At 65.4% G+C, this 12,025-nt stretch carries 10 protein-coding genes and 1 pseudogene; 5 read left to right on the top strand and 6 right to left on the bottom strand.

Annotated features, from left to right (window positions below):
• Positions 1-180: 180 nt before the first annotated feature.
• Positions 181-594 (top strand): annotated as a pseudogene (locus tag EET13_RS25335) (LppP/LprE family lipoprotein); the annotation flags it as partial.
• 53 nt (positions 595-647) lie between these two features.
• Complete coding sequence (locus EET13_RS25330; protein WP_122444837.1) at positions 648-1,406, top strand: DUF2510 domain-containing protein; 759 nt, start codon at positions 648-650, stop codon at positions 1,404-1,406.
• A gap of 76 nt (positions 1,407-1,482) precedes the next feature.
• Here EET13_RS25330 and EET13_RS25325 read toward each other — a convergent pair whose 3' ends face one another.
• The 3 genes from EET13_RS25325 to EET13_RS25315 all read right to left on the bottom strand — a co-directional run bounded on the left by EET13_RS25325 (position 1,483) and on the right by EET13_RS25315 (position 5,688).
• Positions 1,483-1,716, bottom strand: a complete 234-nt coding sequence (locus EET13_RS25325) for a hypothetical protein (RefSeq protein ID WP_122444834.1) — start codon at positions 1,714-1,716, stop codon at positions 1,483-1,485.
• 105 nt (positions 1,717-1,821) lie between these two features.
• On the bottom strand, positions 1,822-3,711 hold the full coding sequence (locus tag EET13_RS25320; RefSeq protein WP_122444833.1) for a serine/threonine-protein kinase PknD: 1,890 nt from the start codon (positions 3,709-3,711) through the stop codon (positions 1,822-1,824).
• A 693-nt stretch (positions 3,712-4,404) separates the two neighbouring features.
• The gene (locus EET13_RS25315; protein ID WP_122444832.1) at positions 4,405-5,688 is read right to left on the bottom strand and encodes a PPE family protein; all 1,284 of its coding nucleotides are present in this window, start codon (positions 5,686-5,688) and stop codon (positions 4,405-4,407) included.
• Between the two features lie 511 nt (positions 5,689-6,199).
• On the opposite strand from EET13_RS25315, the gene EET13_RS25310 reads away from it, so the two are divergent.
• Positions 6,200-7,348 carry a TDT family transporter gene (locus EET13_RS25310; RefSeq protein WP_122444831.1) on the top strand — a complete coding sequence of 383 codons (1,149 nt, stop codon included), beginning with the start codon at positions 6,200-6,202 and terminating at the stop codon, positions 7,346-7,348.
• A 156-nt stretch (positions 7,349-7,504) separates the two neighbouring features.
• Here the strand turns inward: EET13_RS25310 and EET13_RS25305 are convergent, their stop codons facing one another.
• Complete coding sequence (locus EET13_RS25305) at positions 7,505-8,821, bottom strand: cytochrome P450 (RefSeq protein ID WP_122444830.1); 1,317 nt, start codon at positions 8,819-8,821, stop codon at positions 7,505-7,507.
• On the bottom strand, positions 8,818-9,234 hold the full coding sequence (locus EET13_RS25300; RefSeq protein WP_136623250.1) for a hypothetical protein: 417 nt from the start codon (positions 9,232-9,234) through the stop codon (positions 8,818-8,820). Before EET13_RS25300 ends, EET13_RS25305 begins: the two co-directional genes overlap by 4 nt.
• Positions 9,235-9,294: 60 nt before the next feature.
• Between EET13_RS25300 and EET13_RS25295 the strand changes: the two genes are divergently transcribed.
• Positions 9,295-9,888, top strand: coding sequence for a TetR/AcrR family transcriptional regulator (locus tag EET13_RS25295; protein WP_122444828.1), 594 nt, complete (start codon positions 9,295-9,297; stop codon positions 9,886-9,888).
• A 127-nt stretch (positions 9,889-10,015) separates the two neighbouring features.
• Here EET13_RS25295 and EET13_RS25290 read toward each other — a convergent pair whose 3' ends face one another.
• Positions 10,016-11,245 carry a multidrug effflux MFS transporter gene (locus EET13_RS25290; protein WP_244604116.1) on the bottom strand — a complete coding sequence of 410 codons (1,230 nt, stop codon included), beginning with the start codon at positions 11,243-11,245 and terminating at the stop codon, positions 10,016-10,018.
• 85 nt (positions 11,246-11,330) lie between these two features.
• On the opposite strand from EET13_RS25290, the gene EET13_RS25285 reads away from it, so the two are divergent.
• Complete coding sequence (locus EET13_RS25285) at positions 11,331-12,020, top strand: GAP family protein (RefSeq protein ID WP_211186528.1); 690 nt, start codon at positions 11,331-11,333, stop codon at positions 12,018-12,020.
• Positions 12,021-12,025 lie beyond the last annotated feature (5 nt).

Genomic DNA, 12,025 nt, shown 5'->3' with positions numbered 1-12,025 from the left:
GGGCCGGCCCGGTCCGCGCGCACCGTCTGGCTGGCGGCGTTGGGCCGGCGACCGGCCGCTGCTTGTCCGAGAACACCACGACCGCCACGACGACCAGCGCTATGACGGCTACAGCTAGCAACGCCGCCACCCACGACCGCCGCGTCGAGCCCGCCGGCGACGGCATCCACCGCGCCTTCGGGTCCGTGTGGCCCGGATGAGGCAACCGCGGTGTCGGCGGCGCTTGCCCAGCTCCCACCGGACAAGAAGACCGGCAAAGCGTGGAATCCCACGCCGGAGTTCAGCGACTATGACCCGTGCGCGGACTTGTCGGCAGTGGTGCTGACGGTGGTGGATGCCACCCGCAGCTCACCGGACCAGGCACTGATGTTTCACCGCGGGGTGTTCGTCGGCACCGCCACTCCGGTGGCGTATCCGTTCACCGAATTGGAGGCGCCGGCCTCCACCGACGACTTGGTAGTGCTCACCTACCGGAGTAGGCAAAGCTGCGACGCCTGCGATGACGGCACCCTGACCACGGTTGGGTTTCAGTGGCAGGGCGACCACGTCCAAATGCTCGACCCGGCCCCGGAGTCGTTGGACTCGCCGCCGTGATCGGGCGCACCCGACCAAGCCCGCACCGACCCGACGTTGAATGGAGCGTGACCGTGCCGACTTCACCGCCGGCAGGATGGTATTTCAATCCCGACGGTTCAGGCGGACAGCGATATTGGGACGGCCAGCACTGGACCAAGCATTGTCGGGCGGAACCTTCGGCGCCACGCTCACCACTGCGGGCGGTCGCCTCTGGGGCGCGTCGAAGCTGGTCGGGCATACCGCCGGCGCTGCGGCTGATCCTCCCGATCGCATTGGTGCTGACGTTGCTCGGTATCGGATTTGCGGTCTGGGTGAAGTCACCCCGCGACGACTGGGCGCGCCTGCCCAAGCGGCTCAACTGCCACCTGCAAGACGGCCCTAAGCCGCCCGACAACCTCACCGTGGCATCCGTGGACGTCGGCCATCCCCGAAGCGGTGTGCTGCAGCTGGTGGTTCGATTCGCGCAGCCGCTGCCGCAGTCGCCGGCGGGCAACCACGCGTCGGGCTTTGTCGGCTATGTCCTGACCTACAGTGTCGCCAACAACGGCAAGAAGTTCGTGGAGCTGGGTCCCGAAGAAGGCACCGACGACCTCGCCATCATCCGCGCGCAGGGTCCCGCCGGCGCCCCCGCCAGCACCGATGCGTCCATGCGTCCTGACCGCGACACCAACGCCCGCAGGATCACACCCGACACCATGCAGATCAACCTCGAGCTGAAGCGACTCGGCGTCGACAATCAGCCGGTGATACCCGAGCTCACCGTTGACTCCCAGTTCAACACGCCGTCGACCACGACCGTCCAGTACGCGTCGCAAGTTTGCCGCGGCTAGGGCACTCCTAAGCCCGTCGATTCGCCCAGCCGTCCCACGCGTCCCGGGTGGGTTAGGTGCCGTGCGCTGCGGACGCTTAGGAGATGTCCTCGCCCGATGTGTAGAACAGGCGGATGTTCGAGCCGGTGACGGTCTCCAGGAGGAAAACCGCCAGTGGTTCGACCTCGTAGTAGTAGTGAGCATTGCCTTGTGCGTCGAGCGTGCTGGCGCATGTGCGGCCCGGTGCTCCACACCGCTGCTTGATCGGCATGGCGAGCGCTGCAATGAGCAGCGCGACGGAAATCCATACCGCAAGCGGGACTCTTCTCACATGCGAAACCCATCGTGCGAAGAAAGCATTACTGCAGGCAGTGTATGCGGCTGGCGGTCCCTCCAGGCTCAGGTTTTTGCAGCCGAAATCCAGCAGACTTCGCGGTTAGCGCGCAGGCAGTTGGAGCACTCGATTGTTATTGCTGTCGGTGACGTAGACGTTGCCGGCCGCGTCCACGGCCACCCCCTCGGGGTGGTTGAGCCCGCTGATCGGGAGCACGGTTTGGCTGCTGGCTCCCGCCGGCAGTTTCAGGATCTGGTTCTTCAGGGAGTCACTGACGTAGACGGCGCCGGACTTGTCCACCGCGACGCCGGTGGGGAAGCCGAGTTCGGTGAATGGCAGGACGATCTGAGTCCCCGCTGCGGCGGGCAGTTGGAGTACCCGATTGTTGTAGGCGTCGCAGACATACACCGCGCCCGAGCTGTCTACCGCCACGCCGCCGGGAGCGTTGAGACCGGTGAACGGCAGTACGGTCTGCGGTCCGCCGCCCGCGGGCAATTTCAGCACCCGGTTGTTCGGTGTGTCGACGACGTAAACATTGCCGGCGGTGTCGACCGCCACGCCGGCGGGGTCCTCGGCGCCGTTATCGGCCAGCTTCGACTGGCCGGCGGCGCCGGCCGGCAGGATCAGCACCTGCCCGCGGCCATCGGAGACATACACGGTGCCGGCGCTGTCGACCGCCAGGGATTGCGGGCGGTTGAGTCCGGTGAACGGCAGCACGGTCTCGGTGAACGACCCGGAGGCCAGTTGCACCACCCGATTGTTGTAGTAGTCGCCGACGTAGACGGTGCCACCGGGGCTCACCGCCACGGGCGTGGGGCCGTTGAGCCCGGTGAACGGCAACACCACCGGCGCTGATGCCGGCGGTTGGGACGTCAGCCCGGCTTGCGAGACGGTATGGGCAGTCGGGTTGCCCGCGATCGCGCCGACTCCGGCGACCCCGATGACCAAGGCTGCGGCCACACCACCGATTTGCCAGGGCCGGCGCCGGTGCCATGGCGGCGCGGCATCTGAGGACGGCGTAGCGGTCACCTCCGCTGCGGGCGGCGCCGGCTGGTCACCTTCTGCGGGCCGGGCGGAGCCGGTTTTTCCGGGTGCCGCGTCGAGCCGCTGCGGCCGCACCCTGGCGTCGCTACTCGAGGCCGGCTCGGAGTCGTCGTTGCTAGAGGAGCCTGGGTCGGACGCGTCGTCGAGGACCTGGCGAGCCGCGGCGGCGAGCTCACGGGCGGTTTCGTAGCGCTGTTGGGGGTCCTTGGCCAGCCCCCGGGCGATCACTTCGTCGAACCCTGCCGGCAGTTCGGGCTTGACATCGGTGGGTTTGGGCGGGTCTTGCGTGGTGTGGCCGGTGAATTGCTGCTCGAGCGTTTCACCCGGAAACGGCAGCTGCCCGGTCAGGCACTCGTAGAGCACACACGCCAGCGCGTAGATGTCGACGCAGGCGTCGTTGGTTCCGTCGGTGAAGCGCTCCGGGGCCATGTAGCCCCAGGTGCCCAGGATGGAGCCCGTGTGGGTCAGTTTCGGGGCGGCTTCGCCGCGGGCTATCCCGAAGTCGATCAGGTACACGAACTCGTCGTCGGTGATCAGCAAATTGGACGGCTTTACGTCGCGGTGCACCAGTCCCTGATCGTGGGCGGAATCGAGCGCCGCCGCCACCTGCTCGACGATGGCGACGGTCAACTCAGGGTTCAGGTGACCGTCGCGGTTGAGCAGGGCCTGCACGTCCGTGCCGTCGACCACGGGCATCACCAGATACAGCTGGCCGTCGATCTCGTCGGCCTCGTGAATCGGGATGACGTGCGGTTCGCTCAACTGGGCGACACCGTATGCCTCGCGGCGGAACCGTTCCCGGTATCCCGGCTCGGTCGCCAGCTCCGGCGCCAGCACCTTGACGGCAACCTCGCGACGCATCTTGGTGTCACGGGCACGGTAAACCTTGCCCATGGCTCCCTCGCCGATCACCTCGATCAGCTGGTAGCGCCCAAACACCGTATCCACAGTCGCCTCCCTATTGGGGCCACGAATGCTACCAATTTCGGCTGATTTCGACTTGTGGCGAATTGAGCCGACGGCCGGCCGACCGGCATCAGGCCAGCTCACCGCGGGCGTGTGAGACGCGTCGCAACCAGGCTTGAGCTGCTAAGCAGGGCGCGGTCGCCCTCGATCCTCCGAGCCAGGGTACCGGCAGGATGGTGATTTACTGCGCCACCGGCAGAGCCGTGTGGGCCATCATCGCTCGTGCCCAGTGCGCCGGGCCGCCGCCGTCCACATAATCGAACGTGATCGGCTTCTTTCGTACGCCAAATCCATGGTTATTGCGAGTTCCGCACGCTCCCGAGAAAGCTTTCACATGCTTGCGCGCGAGTTGGGTTTCCGGCGCATTTAGTATTTCAGTTGGTGATGGTCACAAGACCTAAGAGGGGATACCGGGCCGGGGTGCCGCCGTGTCCTCGTATGCGCCTGCGAAATCACCTAGTTGACCGGTGTTATTGGCGACGGGTTCTATGAACCGGACATGTGAAGGCTGAAATGCCACGGTTGACTTACCCTAGTGAAAGACTTTGCGTCGACCTCGCACACCGTTCGGCCGCTAGCCACTCATAGTGCGACGCATGAGCGCCTTAGCGGCAAACGCCGACTTCGAAGCGGCCCACTGCGGAATCTGCGTTGGGGTGAACTCGTAACCCGAGCTCAGACGGCTGCGCCGACGAACTCATCGTAGCCTTGCGCTGCGGTCAACTCCGGCGTCCAACCGGCAGGCAGCTTCGGCAGTTGCGCGCTGTCGTCGAATCCGGCACCAACACAAGCCAATCCGGCAGGCTGAGCCCCGTAACCGGTAACTAGGGTTCCTGCGAAACCGATATCACCCGCGGCTTGACCAGCGGCAGCCACCGACAGCGGCGCCGGGCTCCCCACCGACACCAACTGCGCCTGCGCCGCCATCGCACCTGGTGCCGGGCCTACTATGTCCACCGCCGTCGCCGAAGCCATGCTAGCCGCTCGCGCCGCCGAACTGGCACTTGCCGCCGCCGCAGCAGGACTTGCCAACACCAGCCCCTCGACCAAATTGTCGAAAAGCGCTGGAGCGATCCCGGTGAAACTTCCAGTAAGCCAGCTGATTATCCCCACGATGATCTCATAAGTGGCAAGAAAAGGAGTCGTCACCACCTGAACAGCCAGGCCCACGAGCCCAGTAATCATGCCCCAGAGGTCGGCGAGAATGGAGTCGGCTATTCCAGCCTGACCCATTAATACGGCCAGACCGTAGAAGAAGAGGCCAAACGGGATAAGAATAAGAACAATCGGTAGCAGGATCCAAAACGATGGTATGCCGACCAACTCCGTGATGATAATTCCCAAGATATCGCGCAGGATTTGCCAGATTGGAAAGGGGGCGAGGGCGGTTTGGGTGAGGGCAGCGGTGGTGGTGCTGCCAGGTTTGAGGATGACGGGAGGCATGGTGGTGTGTGGTGCGGTGCCCAGTGCGGTTGTGGTGATGGCTTCATAGACGCTCATGGTGGTGGCGGCTTGAATCCACATCCGAAGGTAATCGGCTTCGTTGAGCGCGATCGGGATGGTGTTGATGCCAAAGAAGTTGGTGCCCAGCAGCACTGCGTGAGTGACGTGGTTGGCGGTCAGCTCGGCTAATGTCGGCATGGCCGCCAGCGCGCCGACATATGCTGCTGTCACGGTGTCGTGAGCCGCCGCACTGGCCGCAGCGTCGGCACTGGCTTGAGCCAGCCACGCCAGATAGGGTGCATAGGCTGCCGCGCAGAGTTCGGCGCTGAGTCCTTGCCATGCCCCTGCGCTGATCGCAGCCAGCGCCATGCCTAGTTCTTCGGCCATGGCGGCGTAGTCGGCGCTGAGCGACGACCACTGTGCTGCGGCAACTAGCATCGGCGCCGGGCCCGGGCCGGCGCTGAGCAACGTTGAATGCACCTCCGGGGGAGTGGCTAGCCAGATCGGCGCGCTCATGCGAGATCGCTGGCAGGGCCGTTGGAGACCGCGGCGGTATCGCCGGCGGCGTAACTGACCGAGACCTGGGCTATCCCAGCGGCCGCGCGAGCGGTGCCTAGCCCTGCGCTTTGCGCCTCTGCCTGCGCAGCCGCACCTGCCAAACCCTCGGGAACCACCCGTAGCGTCACTACAACTCTTCCATTCGCAAATGCCTTCGGATGCCCGGTCTTTCGAACATCGCGCCGAAATGGCGGTGTCGAAACGTTCGACCGATTGCATCACGGCGCCCGGCACCCCAGCTAGAGACAAGCCAATGCATTTGCTCGCTCGATCCTTAAATAGAAGTTATCAATTCCCATGACATGGCACCGGTTGAGCCGTCGGTTCCACTCGATCGCTCCCACACCGGGGCAAGCCGCCTGCACGCCGATGCGCTAACACCGTGGATGCCACTGGGAAACCTCGCACACCGAGGACACGTGCCGCTGGGTCATCTTCGAGGTTGCTGCGCCGGTAGTGTTGCTCAGCTATGACCACCGCAAGCCCGGCGGACGCGTCGAAGGCGCCCACGCGCGTGGAGCTGCTCGGCAACATTGGGCCCAACTGGTTCGCCTCGGTCATGGGCACCGGAATCGTGGCCATTGCCGGGGCCACGCTGCCGGTCCACGTGCCGGGCCTGCACGCGTTCACCGAAGCGATCTGGGTGATCGCCGCGGTGTTGCTGGTGGTGCTGATCGTGCTGGTCGGCGGGCACTGGTTACGCCACCCCACGGTGGCGCGCACGCATGCCCGCAATCCCCAGATGGCCCACTTCTACGGCGCTGCACCCATGGCGCTGATGACCGTCGGCTCGGGCGCCCTGCTGGCCGGTTCACACCTCGTCGGCGAGCGCATCGCCGTCGACCTGGACTGGGTACTGTGGACCGCGGGAACGCTCGGCGGCCTGTTCACCGCTGTGAGCATTCCGTTCCTGATGTTCATCCAGCTTCGCGTGGAGCCGGACGCGGCCTTCGGCGGCTGGCTCATGCCGGTGGTCCCGCCGATGGTGGCGGCCGCCGCCGGGGCACAGCTGCTGCCGCACATGCCGTCGGGGACCGGACGCGAAACCATGCTCTTCGGTTGCTACGCGATGTTCGGGCTGTCGTTCGTGGCGTCGCTGAACATCATCGCGATGATCTGGAGCCGGTTGGCTCTGTACGGCACCTCCGGCTCGGTGCGGGTGCCGACGCTGTGGATCGTGCTGGGGCCGCTCGGCCAATCCATCACCGCCGCCGGGCTTTTGGGAGCTGGTGCCGCGACCGGCGCGGTGGCACACGAGTTGGCCGAGGACATGGCGGCGTTCGCGATCATCTTCGGGGTTCCGGTATGGGGCTTCGCGGTGCTCTGGATTGCCCTGGCCACCTCGCTGACGATACGGACCCTGTTGCGCGGCATGCCATTCGCCCTGACGTGGTGGAGCCTGACGTTCCCGGTGGGCACCTTCGTCACCGGTACTTCGCAGCTGGCCGTGCACACGCATCTGCCTGCGTTCAAGGTGGCCGCCGTCATCGCGTACGCCGGTTTACTCGCCACCTGGGTTCTGGTGACCCTGCGCACCGCCAAGGGCAGCCTGCGCGGCAACCTGCTGCTGCCGCCGAGCTCGACGCCCGTCACGGTCGGCAAGAACCCCGGGTCCTGACCGGGACCGAAGCGGTATCCAGCGGCCCGGCGTCCCAGCTTTGCGGCCTAGCCGGCTGGGTGCTCGAAGACACAGACGCGTTCGGGCCAAGGCGAATTGCCCCGTGCCGGCTGTGGCGCGTCATTGTCGCAAAGCCGAAGCACGCGGTGCCGGCCCTCAGATCAGGGCCGCGTCATGTTGTGGGACAAGCCGTAGGCGGGCACCGTGTTTGGGGACGGTGGTGATGTTGCGGACCAGCGGATGCTCATGTTTCGCTTCGGCCGGGATGACGATGAACTGACCGAGCATCTCTTGTAGGATCGCCACGCCCTCGGTGAGGGCGAATCCCGATCCCAGGCAGCGGCGCACGCCGCCGCCGAACGGGAACCACGTGTTGGGCGCCAGGCTGCCGTCGAGGAACCGGCTGGGCCGAAACTCGTTGGGGTTGGCGTGCGCTTGCGGGTTGGTATGAGCCAGCAGAATCGACGTGTTGACTACCGTTCCGGTGGGTAATAGCCAGCCGCCGATCTTGGTTTCGACGGTCAGTTTCCTTGCGGTTGAGGCAATTACGGTGTGCCGCCGCATCCCTTCTTTGAAGACCGCCCCCAGGAAGCCGTCGTCGCCGCCGATGGCCGCGTTGCGTGCCTGGTGTTGAATATTGGGGTGCTGGGCAAGTTCCCAGAGCGTCCAGGACAGCGCCGCGGCGGTTGTCTCATGTCCGGCCAGCAGCAGCGTGATGAGTTGGTCGCGTAGCTCGGTATCGGTCAGCGGCTTGGCGGATTCTTCCTTGGCCTGCAGCAGTCTCGACAACACGTCGGCGCGCAGTTCGAGATCGGAAACATTTCGGCGGGAGGCGATTTCGCGGTAAAGGATCTCGTCGATCTGGTGTTGGTTGTGTAAGAACCGCTTCCATGGGTTGACGCGCTTGAGTGACGGGTACCGTAGCACCGCGAGGATCAGGGGATGGATGTTGATGATGTCCGGCAGACGACTTGTCAACTCGGCCTTGACTTGTGGATCGGTGACCCCGAATACCACCCGCAGGATCACATCGAGAGTCAGCGCGTTCATGCAGTCAAGAGTGTTGATCTGTGTGCCGGCGGACCAGCGCGCGATGTGCTCACGCGCAACGGCAGTGATCATGTCGCGGTATCCGCGCAGCGCGGTCCGGCCAAAAGCCGGCATCAGCAACGAACGTATCCGGGCATGCTCGGCCTCATCGGTGGTCAGCACCGAGTGCTCGCCCATCACGATGGCGAGGATCTTGTTGCCCTCGCCAGCATGCAAGGTCGCCGGGTCAGCGGTGAAGATTTCTTTGACGTGTTCGGGCCGACGATAGACGACGAGGTTGTCGGCATAGGGGGGCACGTGCAGGGAGAACACATCTCCATACCTGCGGTGCATCGCTGGCAGGAACCATTCCCGAAATTTCAGGTACAGCACGCTTTGTACGACGCGAGGCAGCCGCGGTCCGGGGGGCAGAACCGCCGTCACCGCGTGGCCTCGGGCTGCGTCTGCATTCCCGGCCAGGCCACATCGCGCGCGACGCAGGCCCGGCGCAGCCCGTTGATGAACTCTTGCGCATCGCCGGACACACCCGCAAAATCGTTGGGGCTCATAATGAGTCGGTAGCCTTCCGTCGTCTCGGCCACCACCGCCGGGGTGTGATCACCGGTCAACTTCGCCACGTCCGCGGAACGCTCGTTGCGATGCACGAGATCGAAGGGCACACCGAGAGCGCACGTAACGTCCTTCCACCGCGGGTTGGTCCGCAGTCCCCGGTGACTGATATCGCACAATGCGCACGACGTGGTCCCGCGCAGCTTGCCGAGCACGTAGGCCAGTTCACCTCGCAGACCGCCGTCGCCGTTGAACACCCCTACGAATCGAATAACCTCGTTGACCACCAACAACTCCTTAAACAAATGTTTGATTAAAACGATTGTTTATCACGTTACGATAGGTTTGTGCAACAGCCGCGAACGAGCCGCGACAAGCTCCTGGACGGCGCATTGAGCTGCCTGCAGGAGCGCGGCTACAGCAACACCAGCTCGCGCGACATCGCGCGCGCCGCCGGGGTCAATGTCGCCTCGATCAACTACCATTTCGGCAGCAAGGAAGCTCTGCTCGACGACGCGCTCGGTCGCTGCTTTGCCGCCTGGAATCAGGCCGTTCGGGAGGCGTTCGATCAGTCTGCCGCCGCCGGTCCGGGTGGGCAGATCCGAGCCGTCCTCGAGGCAACCGTCGATTCGTTCGACCAACTACGTCCCGCGGTCTATGCGTGCGTCGAGTCGTATGCGCCGGCGCTGCGCTCCGAGGTCCTTCGGGAACGCCTCGCGGCCGGCTATGCTGACGTGCGCCAGCATTCACTCGAGTTGGCTCGCGCTGCTCTGGCCGACTCCGACGTTGAGCCACCGGAGAACCTGCCCACCATCGTCTCAGTATTGATGGCCGTCATCGATGGCTTGATGATTCAGTGGATCACCGACCCCTCGGCCACCCCGAGATCAGCGGACGTCGTTCAGGCACTCGCCGATATCGGCGCCATCGCATCGCGGTAGCGCAGCCACGTCAGCCTCGCCGGTGTCGGCACGCAGGTGGTTTGGTGAATTTTGGCAAATGCCCGTGGCCGCGCACCAGCATGTGGCGCATGCGCCGTTCGCGGTGTTAACGTCGGCACAGCGTCGCTTAATGTGCCGGATGACTTAGCTGCCGGTATCTAGCGGTGGCCCAGCTGAGCAACACGAATGCCGTTGCCCCACATGCCACGTACAGCAGACCCAGCGGTGTCTGGGTGCGTTCGTGGAACGCGCCGACGGCGGCCATGGCGGCGCTGACCACGAGATAACCGATGCCGCTCACCAGACCACCGATCAATCCGAGATTGCGGACGAACAGGCCCATCGCCAGGCCGTACATCTGCGGGCAGAGCACCCCGCACCCGGCCAATGCCAGGCAGGAGCCGATGGTCAGCGCCCATGCGTCGTTTCCGATCAGCAGCCCCGACCCGACCAGTATCGCGGTGCCGGTGCCGAAGACCGCCAGTGCTCCCATGGCCAGCCGGCGCGCCGAGAGGCGAACGGCCAGTATGCCGCACGCCAGTTCGCCACACAGATTCGCCACCCCGACGATCAGCGCTATCAAGCCGTATGCCGCTGGCGAGAAACCCAGGTTCCCTTGGTACAGGAAGGGCCCGGCCACTCCGAAGGCAAGCTGCGCCGAGGCCATCAAGCCGAAAACCAGCACGAAGCTGATAAACACGCGATGCCGCAGCGCGGCAACCAGAACCCGCGCGATCTCCCGCGGGTGGATCGGTGAAAGGTTCTGGCGTGCAAGCGTTTCGGGCAAAAGCAGCGTGACGACCACCGCCGCCAGTGCAGCCAGCGCCGCGATCGAGACGAACACCAGCCGCCAGTCGAGAAACTGGACCAGCACCCCGCCCGCCGCCGGCGCCAACACCGGCGCCAGCCCCCATGCGACGCCAAGCAGCCCCGACACCGACGTCAATCGCCGGCCGCGGAAGCAATCAGCGGCAATGGCGTAGGGCACCACCATGCACGCCGACGCGGCCGCGCCCTCGACGAAGCGGGCCACAAGCAGCACCGAAACGCTGCTGGCAACCGCGCACAGCACGCTGGTGGTGACCACGATGCCCACACAGGTCAATAGGACCGGTTTGCGGCCCAGTGCGTCGGCGACGACTCCGACGGGGACCAGCGCCAGGCTCATCCCGAGCAGGTAGGCCGCGACGGTCTGTTGCACCACCGTCGGCGACGCATTGAGATCGACGACCATCTGTGGGAGCGCCGGGGTGTACAGGTCCAGCGGTATCTGGCTCAGCGGCACGACGAACATCAGGATCGCGACGAGATACCGGGGCGGCGACGCGGGCCCGTATCCGGGATTCGCGTCCCTCACAACGCCGGATCATAGACCCGATCATTGCTCGTGCGGACGAATCTCGTGCAGATCGAACCCCGGGGCGGGCCGGGGTGGCCGGTCGATGCGAAGATTGCAGGCCGTGACGGCAACTTGGGGCGCGGTGCTGACCAGCCTGGTTCCCCTCGCGCTCGTGGTGGCGGTTTCGCCGCTGACGGTCATCCCGGCGGTACTGGTTCTGCATGCGCCGCGGCCGCGCCCAACGGGCCTGGCGTTCCTGGGCGGCTGGCTGCTGGGTCTGGCCGCGGTGACCGCGATCTTCGTCGCGGGGTCGGGCCTACTCGGCGGCCTGCACCGGACGCCGCCGGCCTGGGCTTCCTGGGCGCGGGTGGTCCTTGGTTCGGCGCTGATCCTGTTCGGTGGCTACCGTTGGGCGACCCGCCACGGCCACGCCGAGTCGCCGCGCTGGATGCGGTCGTTCGCCACGATCACGCCGCGGCGCGCGGCCATCACAGCGTCGGTGCTGGTGGTGGCGCGACCCGAGGTACTGATCATCTGCCTGGCGGGCGGATTGGCTATCGGCACCAGTGCACTCGGCGTGGCGGGCAAGGGGATCTGCGCGGCGATCTTCGTCGTCCTCTGCGCGTCGACCGTCGCCTTCCCGATAGTGGGTTACCTGAGTGCCGCTGACCGTCTTGACGAGCCGCTGACCCGGCTCAAAGACTGGATGGCCAAAAACCACGCCGCGATGCTCGCGGTGGTCTTGGTCTTGATCGGAGTGATGGTGCTCTACAACGGGATTCGTGCTGTGTAGCGGGT

The organism is Mycobacterium attenuatum, assembly GCF_900566085.1.
GTDB classification, from domain to species: Bacteria; Actinomycetota; Actinomycetes; order Mycobacteriales; family Mycobacteriaceae; genus Mycobacterium; species Mycobacterium attenuatum.
Note: the sequence above shows the minus strand (reverse complement) of the source record. Positions and strands in the feature narration are given on the sequence as shown.